This is a genomic window from Bradyrhizobium sp. HKCCYLS2038 (assembly GCF_051167655.1).
Taxonomy (GTDB): domain Bacteria; phylum Pseudomonadota; class Alphaproteobacteria; order Rhizobiales; family Xanthobacteraceae; genus Bradyrhizobium.
Genome location: NZ_JBNPTM010000003.1, coordinates 165,168 through 183,567 on the forward strand (window position 1 = coordinate 165,168; position 18,400 = coordinate 183,567).

At 65.6% G+C, this 18,400-nt stretch carries 17 protein-coding genes; 8 read left to right on the forward strand and 9 right to left on the reverse strand.

The window, feature by feature from the left end:
* Positions 1-26: 26 nt before the first annotated feature.
* From ACQR1I_RS14425 to ACQR1I_RS14435, 3 genes are all read right to left on the reverse strand, one after another.
* On the reverse strand, positions 27-1,181 hold the full coding sequence (locus ACQR1I_RS14425; protein WP_434867269.1) for a CmpA/NrtA family ABC transporter substrate-binding protein: 1,155 nt from the start codon (positions 1,179-1,181) through the stop codon (positions 27-29).
* Complete coding sequence (locus ACQR1I_RS14430; protein WP_434867268.1) at positions 1,178-1,768, reverse strand: ANTAR domain-containing response regulator; 591 nt, start codon at positions 1,766-1,768, stop codon at positions 1,178-1,180. Before ACQR1I_RS14430 ends, ACQR1I_RS14425 begins: the two co-directional genes overlap by 4 nt.
* 228 nt (positions 1,769-1,996) lie before the next feature.
* Positions 1,997-2,560, reverse strand: a complete 564-nt coding sequence (locus ACQR1I_RS14435) for a hypothetical protein (protein WP_434867444.1) — start codon at positions 2,558-2,560, stop codon at positions 1,997-1,999.
* A 273-nt stretch (positions 2,561-2,833) separates the two neighbouring features.
* On the opposite strand from ACQR1I_RS14435, the gene rimO reads away from it, so the two are divergent.
* Positions 2,834-4,153 carry a 30S ribosomal protein S12 methylthiotransferase RimO gene (gene rimO, locus ACQR1I_RS14440; RefSeq protein WP_434867267.1) on the forward strand — a complete coding sequence of 440 codons (1,320 nt, stop codon included), beginning with the start codon at positions 2,834-2,836 and terminating at the stop codon, positions 4,151-4,153.
* A gap of 46 nt (positions 4,154-4,199) precedes the next feature.
* Here the strand turns inward: rimO and ACQR1I_RS14445 are convergent, their stop codons facing one another.
* The gene (locus ACQR1I_RS14445) at positions 4,200-5,327 is read right to left on the reverse strand and encodes a DUF2336 domain-containing protein (RefSeq protein ID WP_434867266.1); all 1,128 of its coding nucleotides are present in this window, start codon (positions 5,325-5,327) and stop codon (positions 4,200-4,202) included.
* Between the two features lie 415 nt (positions 5,328-5,742).
* Between ACQR1I_RS14445 and ACQR1I_RS14450 the strand changes: the two genes are divergently transcribed.
* The 3 genes from ACQR1I_RS14450 (at position 5,743) to ACQR1I_RS14460 (ending at position 8,399) form a co-directional block, all read left to right on the forward strand.
* Positions 5,743-6,939 (forward strand): acetylornithine transaminase, encoded by a 1,197-nt coding sequence (locus tag ACQR1I_RS14450; RefSeq protein WP_434867265.1) that lies wholly within the window; start codon positions 5,743-5,745, stop codon positions 6,937-6,939.
* Positions 6,940-7,180: 241 nt separating this feature from the next.
* Entirely contained in the window at positions 7,181-7,528 is a 348-nt protein-coding gene (locus tag ACQR1I_RS14455; protein WP_434867264.1) for a hypothetical protein, read from the forward strand.
* Positions 7,529-7,646: 118 nt separating this feature from the next.
* A complete protein-coding gene (locus ACQR1I_RS14460; protein WP_434867263.1) occupies positions 7,647-8,399 on the forward strand; it encodes a hypothetical protein in 753 nt (250 codons plus the stop codon).
* Positions 8,400-8,418: 19 nt separating this feature from the next.
* Here the strand turns inward: ACQR1I_RS14460 and ACQR1I_RS14465 are convergent, their stop codons facing one another.
* The 3 genes from ACQR1I_RS14465 to pcsA all read right to left on the reverse strand — a co-directional run bounded on the left by ACQR1I_RS14465 (position 8,419) and on the right by pcsA (position 11,045).
* Positions 8,419-9,393, reverse strand: coding sequence for a quinone oxidoreductase family protein (locus ACQR1I_RS14465; protein WP_434867262.1), 975 nt, complete (start codon positions 9,391-9,393; stop codon positions 8,419-8,421).
* A gap of 195 nt (positions 9,394-9,588) precedes the next feature.
* Positions 9,589-10,314 carry a TerC family protein gene (locus ACQR1I_RS14470; RefSeq protein WP_434867261.1) on the reverse strand — a complete coding sequence of 242 codons (726 nt, stop codon included), beginning with the start codon at positions 10,312-10,314 and terminating at the stop codon, positions 9,589-9,591.
* On the reverse strand, positions 10,311-11,045 hold the full coding sequence (gene pcsA / locus ACQR1I_RS14475) for a phosphatidylcholine synthase (RefSeq protein ID WP_434867260.1): 735 nt from the start codon (positions 11,043-11,045) through the stop codon (positions 10,311-10,313). Before pcsA ends, ACQR1I_RS14470 begins: the two co-directional genes overlap by 4 nt.
* 117 nt (positions 11,046-11,162) lie before the next feature.
* On the opposite strand from pcsA, the gene ACQR1I_RS14480 reads away from it, so the two are divergent.
* Positions 11,163-12,362 carry a UbiH/UbiF family hydroxylase gene (locus ACQR1I_RS14480; RefSeq protein WP_434867259.1) on the forward strand — a complete coding sequence of 400 codons (1,200 nt, stop codon included), beginning with the start codon at positions 11,163-11,165 and terminating at the stop codon, positions 12,360-12,362.
* 64 nt (positions 12,363-12,426) lie between these two features.
* Here ACQR1I_RS14480 and ACQR1I_RS14485 read toward each other — a convergent pair whose 3' ends face one another.
* A complete protein-coding gene (locus ACQR1I_RS14485) occupies positions 12,427-13,380 on the reverse strand; it encodes an AEC family transporter (RefSeq protein ID WP_434867258.1) in 954 nt (317 codons plus the stop codon).
* 133 nt (positions 13,381-13,513) lie between these two features.
* Between ACQR1I_RS14485 and hspQ the strand changes: the two genes are divergently transcribed.
* Positions 13,514-13,846, forward strand: coding sequence for a heat shock protein HspQ (gene hspQ, locus ACQR1I_RS14490; protein WP_008965329.1), 333 nt, complete (start codon positions 13,514-13,516; stop codon positions 13,844-13,846).
* A gap of 104 nt (positions 13,847-13,950) precedes the next feature.
* Here the strand turns inward: hspQ and ACQR1I_RS14495 are convergent, their stop codons facing one another.
* A complete protein-coding gene (locus ACQR1I_RS14495; protein ID WP_434867257.1) occupies positions 13,951-14,730 on the reverse strand; it encodes an invasion associated locus B family protein in 780 nt (259 codons plus the stop codon).
* Between the two features lie 272 nt (positions 14,731-15,002).
* Between ACQR1I_RS14495 and ACQR1I_RS14500 the strand changes: the two genes are divergently transcribed.
* Positions 15,003-16,817: an extracellular solute-binding protein gene (locus tag ACQR1I_RS14500; protein ID WP_434867443.1), complete on the forward strand. Its 1,815-nt coding sequence runs from the start codon at positions 15,003-15,005 to the stop codon at positions 16,815-16,817.
* A gap of 66 nt (positions 16,818-16,883) precedes the next feature.
* Positions 16,884-18,392 (forward strand): AMP-binding protein, encoded by a 1,509-nt coding sequence (locus ACQR1I_RS14505; protein ID WP_434867256.1) that lies wholly within the window; start codon positions 16,884-16,886, stop codon positions 18,390-18,392.
* Positions 18,393-18,400 lie beyond the last annotated feature (8 nt).

Consider the following 18,400-nt stretch of genomic DNA (forward strand, 5'->3'; position numbering starts at 1 on the left):
GCCCGAATTCTGATCGTCGCGGTGGATCAGGCCTTCCAGCGGCCGATCTTGAAGGCCTCGAGATGGCCCAGCACGTCATCGGCCGCGAATGGCGGACCGGCAAACGCGCCAATGGCGCTGTCCTGCGCGGGCCCGGCCGTTCCGAGCGCCGCGTCGTACATATCCGGCCGGAAAACGCCCATGGCCGTCTCCAGCGCCTCGCCGCTGAGCGGTGTCTGCCCCCAACGCACCATCTGGGCATACAGCCAGGCGGCCTGGATCTTCTCCGGCCGAACCGCCCCCTCACGGCCGACCAGCAGGTAGCGCGAGCTTTCCCGGATGGTACCGTCCGGCGAGATCTTCAGCCGACCGTCCAGGGTGCGCTGGAGCACCTCCGCATCGACCCCGATCCTCTCTGGCTGAGCCAGGATGCGCGCCGCCTCTTCGCGGTTCTGCTCGATGAAGTCAGCCGCGCGCGCGCACGCGCGAACCAACGCCGTCAATGCGTCCGGATGCTTGTCAGCCCAGCTCTGCCGGACAGCGAGCACCTTCTCGGCCGCCCGCACCAGCACATCCGAAACGAAATGCAGGATGTGCCCGATGCCAAGATCGACTGCGATCGAGTTCCAGGGGGCGCCGACGCAGAAGGCATCGACATGACCATTGGCGATGCTGTCGACCATGTAGGGCGGCGGCAGCACCACCAGCCGGACGTCCTCGTCGGGATCGACGCCGCCCGCCGCCATCCAGAAGCGAAGCTGATAGTTGTGGGTCGAGAACGGAAACGTCATGCCGAAGGTGAGCGGTTCGGCGCCCGCCTTGCGCCGCTCGGCAACCACGCGCGCCAGCGCGAGGGCCGTGGCCATCGGGTCGAAGCGGTCGCCGTCGAGATTCGCCATGATGGCTGCGTGCAACGACGGGGTCACCGTGATGGCGTTGCCGTTCACGCCAAGGGCGAACGGCGCCACGATCGGAACCTTGACATGACCGATGCCGAGGCTGGAGGCGATGGCGACGGGAGCGAGCAGATGGGCCGCGTCGAACAGTCCGATATTGAGCTTGTCGCGCACGTTGGACCAGGAGACCTCGCGGACCAGCGTGACATCGAGACCTTCCGCCGAGGTGTAGCCCTTGTCGACGGCGACAATGAGGGCCGCAGCATCGACCAGCGGAATGAAGCCAATGCGAAGCGGCCCGGTCATTTCAGCATCTCCGAGGCGGTCAGGATCGATTGCGCGATCTCGCCGATCTTTTTCTTCTCGCGCATCGCCGTAGAGCGCAGCAGAACGTAGGCCTCCTCTTCGGTGAAGCCCTTCATCTTCATCAGAATGCCCTTGGCCCGGTCGATGACCTTGCGATCTTCCAGCGCCGACTTGGTGCGCTCGAGTTCATCCTGCAGCTTCGAGAACGCATTGAAGCGCGAGATGCAGAGGTCGAGAATCGGCTTGATCCGCTCCTTCTTGAGACCATCGACGATGTAGGCGGAGACGCCGGCCTCGACGGAAGCCTGGATCGAGGCGGCGTCGCTCTGGTCCACGAACATCGCGATCGGCCGGCGGACCGCGCGGCTGACCTGGAACATCTGCTCGAGCACGTCGCGGCTGGGGTTTTCCAGGTCGATGACGATGACGTCGGGGTCCAGGGCATAGATGCGCGCCAGCAGTCCCTGCATCTCGCTGACATGCACCACGCCAGTAAATCCCGCCTCCCGCAGACCCTCTTCCAGAATGGCTGCGCGGATCGGGCTCTCGTCAACGATTACGATTTTAGGCGACTGCTCGGCGGTCATCGATCACCAGGGGGATCCGGGCGGTCATCCATAGCATGGACGCGGCCGCCTTGAAGCCTTGTCTTTCTGAGTATTTCGGACTAGCTGACGCCCAGCCCATCGGGCAGTTCCAAGATGCAGCAGGGTTCCACGTCCAAGATCAGCCTTGTTTCGCGCGGTTGCGGCTGAGACAACGAATGGATGCTTTCGACCCGGGCGGCTCCCGGCATGTCCGCCCGGAGCCGGTGGTCACGGAATCAGTGCGCGAGCGATCATCTTGTCGAGAAGTGGCACTGCAGCCAGCACTGCCGTCTCGTTGAGGCCGGAGATCACCAGCTGCACGACGTAGGAATTGCCGTCCTTGTCGAGATCAGCGTAATGCGCGATGACTTCGATCGGCTGGTCCTTCAGAGACGGATTGTCGTAGCGGTTGATGATGACCTTCGGGTTGATCGAGGGAAGCGCGGTGATCTTGGCATTCGCGTCGGATGTCGCCATCCAATTCCGATCGCTGCCTGCGACCCATTGAGACAATGCGATCCGATCCTTGTTGTAACTTCCTCGGGCATAGATGATGGCCTCGGCTTTGCCGAATTTCTTTCCGACAGGCACGAACATCGAGGCGCCGTATCTGAGACTCGCGGCCTCGTTCCTCACCCACCCATCAGGGGCATCCACGCGGGGCCTGAATTCCGCACACATGCCTGGTTTGCCATCGCAGACATGGATGATCTTGTCGACTTCAGCTCGCACCGGAAACGTCGCGCCATAGGAAACGATGACGAAGGCCATGCCGAGGATAAAGCGGCGCATCGCTGTTGAGCTCCGTTGAATCAAGCAAGAAACAGAATAACCACCAAAACGCGCAGGTTCGAGCAAATCGGCCCCTCCGCTCGCTCGATTGGAACGAGCTCCGGCATCAAGAGCCCTCAGTCCGTCCATACCTCCCGGATATGGCCGATCGCCTCACCATATCCAGGAGCCTGCTTTAATATCGCACCGCCCACCTTCGTTATTGAATTTCTTCATCAGATCAATTAGTTGGGGTGCCATATCCGAACAATTCAACAGGTCCCGGGCGAGCACATGGACAGAGCGCCGCGCATTTCTTTTACCAGCCTCGGTTGTCCGAAGGCGCTGGTCGATTCCGAGCGCATCATCACGCGGCTGCGCGCCGAGGGCTACGAGCTCGCCCGCAAGCATGACGGCGCCGACATCGTCATCGTCAATACCTGCGGCTTCCTCGACAGCGCCAAGCAGGAATCGCTGTCCGCCATCGGCTCGGCCATGGCCGAGAACGGCAAGGTCATCGTCACCGGCTGCATGGGCGCCGAGCCGGAGCAGATCGAACAGGCCTATCCCGGCGTGCTGTCGATCACCGGGCCGCAGCAATACGAGAGCGTGCTGGACGCCGTTCACCGGGCGCTACCGCCCGTGCACAACCCGCATCTCGACCTTGTTCCTCCGCAGGGCGTCAAGCTGACGCCGCGCCACTACGCCTATCTGAAGATTTCCGAGGGCTGCAACAACCGCTGCACGTTCTGCATCATTCCGAAGCTGCGCGGCGATCTGGTGTCGCGAACCGCGGCGGACGTCCTGCGCGAGGCCGAACGCCTGGTCGAGGCGGGCGTCAAGGAACTGCTGGTGATTTCGCAGGACACCTCCGCCTATGGCCTCGACCTGAAATACGCCGAGAGCCAATGGAAGGATCGCAGCGTCCGGGCCCGATTCCTCGATCTCGCCCGCGAGCTCGGCGATCTCGGGGCCTGGGTCAGGCTGCACTACGTCTATCCCTATCCGCATGTCGACGAGGTCATCGGGCTCATGGCCGAGGGCAAGGTGCTGCCCTATCTCGACATCCCCTTCCAGCACGCCAGCCCGAACGTCCTGAAGGCGATGAAGCGGCCTGCGGCGCAGGACCGGACGCTGGACCGGATCAAGAGCTGGCGGGCCGCCTGCCCCGATCTCGCGCTGCGCTCGACCTTCATCGTCGGCTTTCCCGGCGAGACTGACGCGGATTTCGCCTATCTGCTGGATTGGCTGGAGGAGGCCGAAATCGATCGGCTCGGCTGCTTCAAGTATGAGCCCGTCGCGGGTGCGACGTCGAATGCGCTGCCCGATCAGGTCGCCGACGAGATCAAGCAGGAGCGCTGGAACGCATTGATGGCGCGGCAGCAGAAGATCTCCGCCCGCAGGCTGAAGCGGAAGGTCGGAACGCGCCAGCAAATCATCATCGACGAGGTCGGCCCGACCGTAGCCAAGGGCCGGTCCAAGGCCGACGCCCCCGAGATCGACGGCGCCGTCTATCTGTCGAGCCGGCGGCCGCTCCGCGTCGGCGAGATCGTCACAGCCAAGATCGAACGGGCTGACGAATACGATTTGCACGGTACCGTTGCCGGGTTCTGATCCGGCCAAGCAGTTGTCCCGTGTCGAAGCGGTCGGCGCCGACCGCTCATTGGGATTTGGCCGGCGCTGATGCCCTGACGCTCCACAGCTTGAGCAGGCGCTGCGCCTCGTCCAGCGTCAGCGCGAGGTATTTCGTCTTCAGCTTGGTCAGTTCATCGGGCTTCGTCTGGCCGGAGACGAACCGGCTGTCGAGGATCGTCGCGACCGTGTTCCAGCTCAGCCCCGCGGCCTTGCAGGGCACGAGAATGCCGTCGCTGCGCAGGCTCTGCATCAACGGGCGCACCAGCTCGACGCTGCATTTCGCGAGCTCCGCGATGGCTGCGATCGTTTCGGTGTAGCGGCGCTGCCGGGCGAAATCCTGCAGCATCGCTTCGTCGAGCTTGCCGGTCTGCTTCAACTGCCCGACCGTCAGCTTGGCGCTGCCGAAATCGCGACAGCGCGACATGTCCTGCTCGGCGACGGCAGCCGCCGCTGAGATCGCACTGCGTATTTCCTCGTAGAGATGCGGCGGTGCGGACGCGAGCAGCCGCGCCCTGACGGCTTCGGTGGCCTGCAGCAGCAAAGTCCTGCGCAGCGTCGACGGCAGATCGGCGCGAATGCCGGTCGCGATGGCGAGCTCGGGGTCGACAACCGCCTGCGCCAGAACGATCGCGAAGCCGGCTGCAGAAATTCGCGCCCCCGGATTCTTCATCAGCTTCCGGCTGACACTCGGAAAACGCCGGACCAGCAGCGCGTCGGTGACGATCTCCTGCAGCCACCAGCGGCCGGCGATGGCCACCAGGTGCTTCTCGCCCCTCGTATTCGCAATCTCGACCAGATCCTCGGGGGTGAGCCGCGGCGATTCCGACAGCACCGGTCCGGCCACCGCGATGTCGTCGTGATGTGCGAGCCGCCGGATCACGGCCAGCGGGGCCTGCGGCACGGGCGCAAGCTGCGCGCTCAGCTCCGCCAGCGCGATCCGCGCCCCGACGTCGGCCAGTGCCCGTAGCTCGATGGTATTCACGAGACGTTCGAAGACGTCGGAAAACAGCGCGTGCTGCTCAACGTCGAGGCTACCGGCCGAGGCGATGAACAGCGACGCGACCCGCTCTGCGACGCCGGAGCAGCGTTCGGCTGAGCCGGTGGCAATCGCCGCCTGCACTTCGTCGGCGATCGTGAGATGGGGCTTCGACATCGCTCGTCCTGAGCGTTGCATGGCAACAAAGAGGCACCGTAAGCGAAGTCGCTAAATGTTTGGTAAAATTAGAACTAAGCAGTCTGAGGCCCGTCCTAGCCGGGCGGCTAGCGCACACCGGCCGGGCCTTGCGGCCACATGCCTCGCATCCTTTGGTGGTGGCCGGCGGAATGCTCGGCTTGACAGCGGTCGCGCTTTACCTGTATGGGCCGCCGCATGATCTCCAACCGGACCAACCGCCGCGCCGCCGTTTGCCGTCGTCACCGCCGTGACGATGCCGGGGCGCGCCATGTCCGAAAACGTTGCTGATCGACTAACTCATCAGCTCCCAGTTTTCGAGAAGGCCGCTCCCGCAAAGGAGCGGCCTTCTCGCTTTTGGCCCGTCGTTTTCCCCCAGCGCATAGGAGACTTGAACATGCTGACCGCTCCCCATCCATATGACGCCCTGATGGAGATCACGGCGCGCCCGCGCACCGTCTTCGTCCAGGGCAAGGGCTCGTGGCTGTGGGACGACGGCGGCAAGCGCTACCTGGACTTCATCCAGGGCTGGGCGGTGAACGCGCTCGGCCACGCCCCGGCAGAGCTTGCCAAGGCGCTGGCCGAGCAGGCGACGCGCCTGATCACGCCGAGCCCGGCCTACTTCAACGATACCAGTCTGAAGCTGGCGAAGGCGCTGGTCGACCACTCCTGTTTCGATCAGGTGTTCTTCACCAATTCGGGCGCGGAGGCCAACGAGGGCGCCATCAAGCTTGCGCGCAAATACGGCGCCAAGCGCAAGAACGGTGCCTACGAGATCATCACCTTCGAAGGCGGATTTCATGGACGCACGCTCGCGACGATGTCGGCGTCTGGCAAGAAGGCGTTCGAGCCACTGTTCGAGCCGAAGGTGACCGGCTTTCCAAAGGCGCGCCTGAACGACATCGCCTCGGTCGAGGCCCTCATCTCCGACAACACCGTCGCCGTCATGCTGGAGCCGATCCAGGGCGAGGCCGGCGTCTGGCCAGCGACGACCGAGTTCTTGCAACAACTGCGGAATTTGACGAACCAACATGGGCTGCTGCTCATCGTCGACGAAATCCAGACCGGCATGGGCCGCACCGGAAAACTGTTCGGCTACGAGCACGCCGATGTCGTCCCGGACATCATGACCCTGGGCAAGGGCATCGGCGGCGGCGTGCCGCTCGCGGCCCTGCTGGCGACGAACGAGGCCTCATGCTTCGAGCATGGCGATCAGGGCGGCACCTTCAACGGCAATCCGCTGATGTGCGCCGCAGGGCTTGCCGTGCTCGATGTGATCGAGAAACCGGAGTTCCTCAAGTCGGTCGTGGACAACGGCATCCACCTCGAGAGCGAGTTGCAGCGCATCTCCGCGCGGCATGGGCTCGGCGAGGTCCGTGGTCGGGGCCTGCTGCTCGCGCTCGACGTCGTCAGACCGATCGCGCCATCGATCGTGGCTCACGCTTTCGAACGGGGCCTGCTGCTGAATGCGCCGCGGCCGGATACGCTGCGCTTCATGCCGGCGCTCAACGTCACCCGGGACGAGATCACTGCGATGATCGACCAGTTGGACGACCTCCTGAACAAGGCCGGCGCGGCACGCTGCGTGGCGTAGCCGGGTGTGTAGCCGAGGCGCAGGGTGCCAAGTCGCATCCTGCGTCTCGGCTGCTCGTTTGGGAGGCAAGCTGCTAACAAGTTCGCCTTTGAGATGAACGCCCATTTGATTTCCATCAAGGACGATCGGGTTCGCCAACGACGATGTTGTCGGGGCCAAACACCTGCGATCCGATGCATGACGTTGTATCTCTCGGGATATAGCGTCGTACGGGATGTGATCAGCTCGTCAGGGACGAGGCTTGCCGGACCAAGCTGATGATCATCCCGCCGACAACGACGTCGGCACGCAAGAAGGAGATGCAAGTATGGCGAGAGACAATCTGGCTCGGGTGCTGCCCGCCGCGGACACGCGCAGCCACATCGCCCCCGCTGCCGCCACCGAAGAAGTGTTGATCCACGTCCGCTTCTTCCCAAACTCCGACATCAACACGATCGGCGAGAAGCCTGCCAGCCTCACCGCCAACGAGTGGTATGAGCGGCTCCTGGACATGGCCCGTCCGCATTACCAGACCTTCGCGGGCGGCCGCGGTTTCTTCCGCATTCCCCGCCCCTGCTTCGAGGCGATCCTGAAGGACGTCGCGGCCTGATCGGGCTCTCTCCGAGTGAGGCGGTGAGCGTCCTCTCTGCCTCATTCCTGTCGACCGCGGTGCGCCGGGTGCGCCGCGGTCGCTGGCGTTTCATCGTCGCGCATGGTGGAGGATGGGGATGAGCGACGCGGCCTGTCATGAACTGCAGCGCATCTTCAGTGCGCTCGTCGTCTCGACCCCGGCCGCACCGAACCTGGTGAACGTACTGGCCGATCGCGCTTTCGATCTGTTCGAGGCGAATATCGATGCGCAGACGGCGCAACTGCCGGCGCTCGCTTGCGCGAAGGGCTGTCCGTCGTGCTGCGCGCTGCGGGTCACCGCAACGGCCCCGGAGATCTTTCTGCTGGCACGCTACATCCGACAGATCGACGAGCGCATGTCGGCGACGGCGCTCGGCTCGCTGGCGCGGCGTGTCAAGCTCGCCAACCGCTCTACGCGCGGCCTGGGCGAGGCGGAGCGGATGGCGCTGCGCCAGCCCTGCCCGTTCGTGGTCCGCGGTGGCTGCATCGTTCACCCGGTGCGCCCGCTCGCCTGCCGCGGTCACGCCTCGTTCGACCGGCGCGCCTGCGCCCAGGCGATGGCCGGACGGGATGTCGAGGTGCCGGTATCGGCTCCGCACGTGGCGCTGCGCAGCCTGGTGCAGGACTCGCTGCGCGCGGCGCTCAATGCCGCCGGGCTCGCCTCGGATCTCTATGAGCTGAATCAGGGCCTTGCCCTGGCGCTCGATGATGTCGAGCGCGAGAACGCCTGGCGTCGGGGAGAAGACAGCCTCGCCCCGGCGCGGATCGCGCCCGCCACGGCGGCACAGACGGATCAGGTGTTGTGGAGCCGTGCCGCTGGTCCCGAAGCCGCCGTCAGGGACGACGCCTAGCGCGCGTCGCGTCGGCGGCTCACGGTTTCAGGATCGAGGCGCCCGTGGTGGCGCGGCTCTCCAGGTCGGCATGCGCCCGTGCGGCATCCTTCAACGCATAGGCGTGATTGATAGGGACGTGCAGCTTGCCGCTGATGACCGCGGAGAACAGCGTATCCGCACCTTCGAGCAGCTCCGAGCGCTTGCCGATATAGTCGTTGAGCTTCGGCCGGGTCGCGAACAGCGAGCCATGGCTGTTCAGTTCGGCGATCGAGAACGGCGGCACCGGTCCCGAGGCGTTGCCGAAACTGACGAACAAGCCGCGGGGCTTCAAGCAGGACAGCGACCCCGGGAAGGTCGACTTGCCGACGCCGTCATAGACCACGTCGCACAGCTCGCCGCGGCTGATCTGCTTCACCCGGCCGGCGAAGTCCTCCTCGTTGTAGAGGATGACATGATCGCAGCCATTGGCCAGCGCCAGATCGGCCTTGGCCTTGGAGCCGACGGTGCCGATGACATGCGCCCCGAGCGCGCGCGCCCATTGGCAGGCGAGCAGGCCGATGCCGCCCGCAGCCGCATGGATCAGCACGCGATGGTGCGGCTCGACCTTGAAGGTCTTGTGCAGCAGATACCAGACCGTCAGGCCCTTGAGCATCAGCACCGCACCCTGCTCGTAGGTGATGTGGTCCGGCAGCTTCACCAGGCGCTGCCAGCCGATGTTGCGCTCCGTGGCATAGCCGCCGAGATTCTCGTAATAGGCGACGCGGTCGCCGGGATGGAAATTCGTCACGCCCTGACCGACGGCGATGACCTCGCCCGCCGCCTCGTTGCCGGCGACGAACGGCAGGCCGGGCGCCTTGTACAGGCCGGTGCGATAATACACGTCGATGAAGTTCAGGCCGATCGCATGCTGGCGGATGCGGACCTCGCCGGGACCGGGCGCGGCAAGATCGATCGGCTCATAGACGAGGGCCTCGGGGCCTCCCACCTTGTGCACGCGCACCGCCTTGGCCATTCCGCGAACTCCCCTTCGGACCCGCTTGCGGCAGCATCTGAGACGCCGGCGCAAGAATTTCCGACAATTACCTGATTCTCAGCCGACATTCGGCCCGGCGCGCGCGAACCGTGACGCCCCTCGACGATGCCTTGGTCGAAAGCGAAGGCGATCACGCGCGCCTTGTCAACTCAGCCCTTCAACCCAGCCCGTCACTCAGCTCTTGCGTTTCCGGCGGTTGCGGGAAGCCATCACGTTGAAGGCCTCGACCGCGAGGGCGAAGACGATGGCGAAGTAGATGTAGCCGCGCGGGATGTGGAACTCGAAGCCGTCAGCCACCAGCGCCACGCCGATCAGCACCAGGAAGGCAAGCGCCAGCATCTTGGTGGTCGGATGGTTGGCCACGAACCGCGCGACCGGTCCGGATGAGACATACATGATGATCATGGCGATGATGACCGCCGCGATCATGATCTCGAGATCCTGCGCCATGCCGATCGCGGTGATGATCGAGTCCAGCGAGAACACGAGATCGATGACGATGATCTGCAGGATGACCCAGAAGAACTTGTTGGCGCCGCCGCCCTCCTGCCCCTTCTCCTCCCGTGCCTCGACCTCGCCGTGGATCTCGTGCGTCGCCTTGGCGATCAGGAACAGGCCACCCGCGATCAGGATGATGTCGCGCCAGGAAAAGCCGAGACCGCGGATCGAGAACACCGGCTGGGTGAGTCCGATCAGCCAGACCAGCACGCTGAGCAGCATGATGCGGAAGATGAGCGCCAGCGCCAGGCCGATCTGGCGGGCCCGCGTCGCCTGCGGCTGCGGGATGCGCGAGGTGATCACCGACAGGAAGATGACGTTGTCGATGCCGAGCACGATTTCGAGCGCGGTCAGCGTCAGCAGCGCGGCCCATGCTTCGGGACTGGTCAGGAGGTCGATCATGCTTTCAAAGATCTCAACAGGCGGATCGCGGAGTCGCTGGCGACGATGTAAAGGCCGATGGCGCACAGTACCGCGGTGACAATGGGACTGACGACGAAATCCTGGGCCAGCGCGTCGATGACGAGGATGCCCCAGAGCGCCACCAGCGGCAGCGTCAGCCAACGCAGCCGTGCGACGCGCACCGGGTGGATGACGTGAAACGGGGCGAAGGTCAGCGCGATCAGGACTGCGAGTCCCAAGGTGGCGAGCAGCGGCGGCGGATGCAGCAGGAACAGGTAGAACGCGGCGATGTTCCACAGTCCCGGAAAGCCGCGAAAATGATTGTCGTCGCTCTTCATGCGGCGGTCGGCAAAATACAGCGCGCCGGTCACCGCGATGCCGACGCCGATCACCGGCGCGGCCAGCGGCAGCAGCATGCCGCTCGCGGTGATCGCATAGGCCGGCACGAACACATAGGTGGTGAAGTCAACGACGAGGTCGAGCACGTCGCCCGACCAGTCCGGCTGCAGGTTGATGACATCGAGCCGGCGCGCCATCGGTCCATCGATGCCGTCGATGATCAGCGCGACGCCGAGCCACCAGAACATCGCGGTCCAATGCTCGCGGACCGCCTGCAGCATGGCCAGCAGCGCGACGCCCGCGCCGAGCGCCGTGAAGACGTGCACTGAAAACGCCGCGGCGCGTCGCGCGGACGTCGCCGATATCTCGCTCGTTGGTCTCACCTGATCCATGCAGCTGCAGTGCTATCAGGAATCGGAGCGAATTGCATATCGTCGCTTGCGGCGATGCGCCGCGCAGGCGCGATCGCGGCCCTTGAAAAAGCGCGCGGGAAGGTCAATTGTTCCGCCATGACCGACCTGGAAAACAGCTTCGATGTCGTGGTTGTCGGTGGCGGGCCGGCCGGGCTCGCGGCCGCCATCGCCCTGTCACAGACCGGTGCCCGCACCGCCCTGGTGGCGCGCCACGCCCCCTATGCCGACAATCGCACCACCGCCCTGCTCGGCGGCTCCGTCGACTTCCTCGACGAAATCGGCGTGTGGTCGGCCTGTCGCGATCGCGCGGCCGGGCTGAAGGCGATGCGGCTCGTTGACGACACCGGCCGGCTGATCCGCGCGCCCGAAGTCCGCTTCGTCGCCGACGAAATCGGCCTCGAATTATTCGGCTACAACATCGCCAACGCGGTTCTGGTCGACGCGCTGGAGGAGCGCGCGCGCGCCATCGAGGGACTGGTGCGGATCGCCGAGGACGCCGAGAGCGTCCGCAGCGACGCTCAGTCGGTCACGATCACCACTTCGTCCGGGCGCACGCTCAGCGCGCAGCTCGCAGTCGGCGCCGATGGCCGCCACTCGCTGTGCCGCGAAGCCGCCGGCATCGGCGTCAGCCGTCGCGCGTTGCAGCAGACCGCGCTGACCTTCAACATCAGCCATGCGCGGCCGCACCACAACGTCTCGACCGAATTCCATACGCCGCACGGGCCGTGCGTGTTCGTGCCGTTGCCGGGCGACCGCTCGAGCGTGGTGTGGGTCGCCGCGCCGAAGGAAGCCGAGCGGCTGCATGGCCTCGACGACGACGCGCTGTCCGCGGCCGCCGAGCGGCAGTCGCACGCGATCTTCGGCCGCGTCCATGTCGAACCGGGACGGCACATGTTTCCGCTCGGCATCGAGCGGCCGCAGCGCTACGCCCAGAACCGCATTGCGCTGATCGGCGAAGCCGCGCATGTCGTGCCGCCGATCGGCGCCCAGGGACTGAACCTCGGCCTGCGCGACGGCATCGACATCGCCGAGGTCGTCCGCCAGGCCAGGGCCGCCGGCGAGGATCTCGGCGCACCGCAGGTGATTGCCCGCTACGGCGCGGCGCGCCGCGCCGACATTCTGAGCCGCACCTTCGTCATCGACGTCGCCAACCGCTCCCTGCTCAGCGACCTGCTGCCGGTGCAGTCGATGCGCGCGGTGGGGATGCATCTGATCGGCGGCATCGGTCCGCTGCGGCGATTGGCGATGCGCGAAGGGCTGGCGCCATCCTGGCGCACGAGCCGCAGGGCGGGCTGATCTTACCTCTCTGTTTGAGCATGATCTTTTCGGAAAACCGGACTCCACTTTTCCGGATCGTGCTCTAAGGAAACACCAGCCGGCCGCTCTGGATCAGCCACATCACGCTGGTGAGCGAGACCACGGACGCGAAGGTCCCGATCAGCACGGCTGACGAGGCCGGCTCGATCCAGCTGTCGTGCTGGCGCGCGATGACGAACACGTTGAGCGCCGGCGGCAGCGCCGCCATCAGCACCGCGGTGGCCGCCCAGGGCTGTGCGAACGGCCCGAACAACAGCATCAGCCCGAACGACAGCAGCGGGTGGATCACCAGCTTCACGATCGTCAGCACCGGCACCTCCCAGGGCAGCCGCTCGAATGGACGCAAGGCCACGGTGACGCCGAGCGCGAACAGCGCCGTCGGCGCCGCCGCGTTCTGGAGAAACTGCAGGGTGCGGTCGAGCACAGCCGGCGGATGAAACTGCAGCGCCGCGGCCAGGATGCCCGCGGCAGTCGCCATGATCAGCGGGTTCTGCAGGATCTGGCGCAGCACGGTGCGCAGCGCATGCGCGATCGAGGCGTGATCGCGCTCGGTGAGCTCGACCAGCAGCGGCACGATCGAGAACAGGAAGATGCTGTCGCAGCAGAAGATCAGCGCCGTCGGCGCCGCCGCCTTGGCGCCGAGCACGGACAGCGCCAGCCCCGGTCCCATGTAACCGATATTGCCATAGCCGCCAGCGAGACCGGCCATGGTCGCCTCGCGCAGCGATAGCCCGCCGATGAGCTTGCCGAGCAGCAGCGCCAAGGTGAAGGTGAGCATGGTTGCGAGCGTCGTTGCAACCAGGAAGGGTGGGTTGCTCAGCTCCGTAAACGGCGTCCGCGCGATCAGGTTGAACAACAGAGCCGGCAGCGACACGTAGAGCAGGAAGAAGTTCATCCAGGCCAGCCCGGCCTCGGGCAGCCTCCGCCATTTACCGCAGGCGAAGCCGATGAAAACGACGCCGAAATAAGGCAAAGCGAGATTGAGAATGTCGATCATGGATCTCGGCGGGCGGCCCTCTGCGGGCCCGGAATGCGGGAGGTCGCGGCGCGGCGCGATTCGGGAACTGTCTAGATTAAATCCGCCGGAGGGGCACTAGCATCGGCCTCAATCCTGGTCTATTCGACTAAGCATGATCAAAGCGCGAACCGCCAAGTTTCAGATCGGTCAGATCGTCCGTCACCGGGTGTTCTCGTTCCGCGGCGTGATCTTTGACATCGATCCGGAGTTCAACAACACCGAGGAATGGTGGTTGTCGATCCCCGAGGAGGTCCGGCCGCACAAGGATCAGCCGTTCTACCATCTGCTGGCGGAGAACGCGGAATCCGAATACGTCGCCTATGTGTCGGAACAGAACCTGGTTCCGGACGAGTCCGGCGAGCCGATCCGGCACTCTCAGGTTGCGGAGATCTTCATCAAGGACAAGTCCGGCGGCTACCGCCCGCGCAATCCGCTGCTGAACTGATCCGCCCGCTCGAAACTTTCGCCGGTCGCACTACGACACCGAATTCGCGGCACCGAGCTCAAGAAAAAAGGCGCTCTCCTGAGCGCCTTTTCTTGTATGCGGTCTTACTGCTTGGCCTGAGGCTGGGCCTGCTGCTCCAGCTTCTTGCGCTGCTCTTCAGCGCGCTTCTGCAGCTCTTCCTGCAGCTTCTGCTGGGTCTTCTCGAACTCCTTCGGATCGGTCGGCGGACCGTCATAGGCCTTGGCGAAGCTGCTGTTGCCCTCCTGCAGCGGCAGCGGCAGCGTCAGCGCGGTTCCGTTCGAGTTGAACGCCTGGACGTAGAGGGTCTGCCCCTTCTTGAGGCTGTTCACGAAATCCGCGGAGGCCTCGTAGTCCGACATGCAGCCGTTCTGGAAGCAGATCACGAATTTGCCGTCGATCGGAGTTCCGGTATCGACCGCGATCCGCGTTCCCGGCTGCAGCTGCATGCCGAGCGGCAGGGTGACGCGCAGGATCTTGCGCGGCTCGCCTTCGGGCTCGATGATCACGGCCGCAACCACAGGCTGACCGGACTCGATGCGGCCGTCCTTGCCGATGAAGCAGACCTGCTTGGCGTTGGCGTCCTGGCCCTTGAGGCAGAACTTGGTCCAGGGGGCGTAGATCAGCTGCGGCATGTCGGCGGCCTGCGCCTGAGGCTGGCCGCCGGCGGGAGGCGCGGCAGGCGCCTGGGCGGCCGGCGCGGGGGCCTTGGGGGCGGCAGCCGGAGCCTTCGCCTTGGGCGCAGCAGGCGGCTGGGCCTGCGATTGCGCCTCCGAAGCGAACGAAACGGCCAGCGCGGTGACCGCCAGCAGGGCGATGCGCCGCCCACGCGGCCCAACCGACGAGGCCAAGTCACGGAAATACATTGCGGAAAACCCTTTCTGAACGGCAGCGCCCGAGACCGCCAAAGGCGCCACACCAAGCCGTTGAAGCGGCTGTCTCCTCAGGAAATGAGGCGGTTAAGTGACAGGCGTTGCCGCCCGGCTCAATTGACCGCTTTCATAACGTGGTGCGCGGAAAGATCAATGCCGCGAGACCATGGCAAGGCTGGGGTCTAGCGCTTGCCGGCCTGTGTTAAAAGCCTGTTGTGGCCTGTTTCGAATCAAATGCTTGCGTTCTGGTCCTGACGTTGCAGCGCGTGTTCGGCAGGGCGCTGCGCGGCTGCGCCGTGGTCCTGGCGCTGTGGCCCGCCCTCAACGCGGCAACGGCGACCGCCGCCGAAACTGCGGCAATTGCCATGCATGGGGCCCCGGCCCTGCCCGCCGGCTTCGATCACATGGCCTACGTCAATCCGGACGCGCCCAAGGGGGGACGCCTGGTGTGGGGGCTGCTTGGAACCTTCGACAGCCTCAACCCGTTCATCGTCCGCGGCGTCGCAGTGCAGCAAATCCGCACCTATGTGGTCGAAAGCCTGCTCGCCCGCGGCAATGATGAGCCGTTCACGCTGTACGGGCTGCTGGCGCGGAGCGTCGAGACCGACGACAACCGGACCTACGTCACCTTCCGGCTCGATCCCCGCGCCCGCTTTTCCGACGGGCAGCCGGTGCTCGCTGACGACGTGGCGTTCTCCTGGAGCCTGCTGCGTGACCACGGCCGGCCGAACCACCGGCAGTACTATGGCAAGGTCGCCAAGGTCGACGTGCTCGATCCCCTGACGATCCGGTTCGATTTCGGCGGCGAAGAGGATCGCGAGCTGCCGCTGATCCTGGGCCTGATGCCGATCCTGCCGAAGCACGCTACCGACGTGGCCGGCTTCGAGGACACCACAATGACGGCACCGCTCGGCTCCGGTCCATACCGCGTGACGGCGGTTCGCCCCGGAGCGAGCGTTACGCTGAGCCGAAATCCCGATTATTGGGGCCGCGACCTGCCGATCAATCGCGGATTGTGGAACTTCGACGAGGTCCGGCTCGATTACTACCGCGAGGCCAACGGCCAGTTCGAAGCCTTCAAGCGCGGCCTCTACGACTTCCGCGTCGAGACCGAGCCGCTGCGCTGGCACGACGGCTATGATTTTCCGGCGGCGCGCAATGGCGAGGTCGTCCGCGACAGCATCACCTCGGAGATGCCGCAGCCGTCGCAGTTCCTGGTTTTCAACACCCGGCGCGCGGTCTTCGCCGACGTCAGGGTGCGCCGTGCGCTGACGCTGCTGTTCGACTTCGAATGGATCAACCGCAACTATTTCTTCGGCCTGTACCGCCGCAGCGGCGGCTATTTCGCCGGCTCCGAGCTGTCCGCCTATGGGCGCGCGGCTGATACGGCCGAGCGCGAGCTGCTGAAGCCTTTCGCCGCGCAGATCCCGCAGGACATCATGGACGGCAGCTACCGCCTGCCGGTGACCGACGGCTCCGGCCGCGACCGCACCACCTTGAAGGCGGCGCTCGATCTGCTCGACGCCGCTGGCTACGGGCTCGACGGCACGGTGCTGCGGCAGCGGATGACCAAGGAGCCGCTCGCCTTCGAGATCCTGGTCACGACGCGCGATCAGGAGCGCATTGCGCTGGCCTATACCGCAAGCCTGAAGCGCGCCGGCATCAATGCGTCGATCAGGGTGGTCGATCCCGTGCAGTTCGACCAGCGCCGGCTCAGCTTCGAGTTCGACATGATCCAGAACCGCTGGGACCAGTCGCTGTCGCCCGGCAACGAGCAGGCGTTCTACTGGGGCAGCGAGGCCGCCGGCCGGACCGGGACACGGAACTACATGGGCGCCAAGGACCCGGCGATCGACGCCATGATCGCCGCGCTGTTGCGGGCCCGCGACAGGACAGAATTTATCTCGACCGTTCGTGCATTGGACCGTACCCTGATGGCGGGGTTCTACGCTATTCCAGTGCTCAATGCCGCCGAGGAATGGATCGCTCGGTGGAATCGTATAGAACGGCCCAAGAGGACAGCTTTGACGGGAGCGCTCCCGGAGAGCTGGTGGCAGCGGCCGGAGCCGGCACCCAAATGACCAACCGGGGCAGTTGGTCTTGAGGGAATTTGTATTAGCCGGATCCGTGAAAGTACGGGGCAACAGGTGAATCAGGCCAATACGTCGCCGACGCTCGACGCGTTGTTTCAACGCATTCTGGCGCGCAAGCCGGATGCGGTCGCGTTGGTCGATCCGATCAACAAGCAGCGCATCACCGGCCGCTCTCCGATGCGTCTGACCTATGCGGAAGCGGATCGGGTGATCTCGGCGCTATCTGCGCATTTCATCGACGCCGGGCTGCCGCCGCATTCGGTCATCGCCGTGCAGTTGCCCAACACCATCGAGTTCGTGCTGACGGTTCTCGCGGCACACCGCGCCGGGCTGGTCGTCGCCGTGTTCCCGCTGCTGTGGCGCCAGTCCGAGCTCGTGGCGGCCTTAAACCGCACCAGCGCGCGGGCGATCGTCACGATGTCGAAGGTCGACGGCGTCATCCATGCCGACCTCGCCATGAATGCCGCGGCGGAAGCGTTCTCGATCCGCCACGTCTGCGGCTTCGGCAACGATCTGCCCGAGGGCATGTTCTCGCTCGACCAGTCGATCGCCAAGCCGTCGCGCTCGACCCGCGGGCTGATGCCGGACGGCCGCAAGGCCGCGATCGTCTCGTTCGACGTCACGGCCGACGGCTTCCGTGCGGTGCCGCGCAGCCATCTCAGCCTGATCGCCGGCGGGCTTGCCATCTCGCTCGAGAGCGATCTGCCGCAAGGCGTGAACATGATGTCGGCGTTCGTGCCGTCCTCGTTCGCAGGCCTCGCCGCCTCCGTGGTCACCTGGCTGCTGTCCGGTGGCAGCCTCGCTTTGCATCATCCGTTCGACGCCGATGGGTTGGAGCAGCAGCTCGCCGAGCTCGCTTGCGACACGCTGATCGCGCCGGCGCAGTTCGTCCTGCGCCTCGACGGCGGCGAGCTCGCCGGCCGCCTGCCCAATCTGCGCTACGTGCTCGGCCTGTGGCGCGCGCCCGAGCAGGTGGCCTCGAGCCCGGCCTGGAAGACGCGCGACATCGAGCTCACCGACGTCTATCTCTTCGGCGAAGCCGGCCTGTTCGCGGTGCGCCGCACCTCGGCCGACGGCAATCCGGGACCGGTCAAGCCGGGTCGCCAGGGCGCGCCGCGCGAGCAGCCGGGCTCGTCGATCGCGGGCGAAATCCTGGTCACGCCGAAGGGCACGCTCGGCCTGCGCGGACCGATGGTGGTGATCGCCGCCTACGCGCCGCCGGCGCCGCCCAGTGACTCGCTGATGCCGCCGCCCGCGCGCGACTATGTCGATACCGAGTATGCCGTGCGGCTCGACCGCGCCCACGACACGATCTCGATCACCGCGCCGCCGGCCGGCGTTATGGCGGTGGGCGGCTATCGCTTCCTCGCCCAGGATCTGCATGAATGGTCGCGGCGGCTGGGCCAGGGCGCCCTGCTCACCGCCCTGCCCGACCGGCTCAGCGGCCACCGGCTCGCCGGGCGTGCGATGGACAATGCGCGGGCCCGCGAAGCGCTGGCGGAACTCGGACTGAACCCGCTGATGGTCGAGGCGTTTCGCGACCGCGCCACGTCGACGGGCTGACCGCGCTG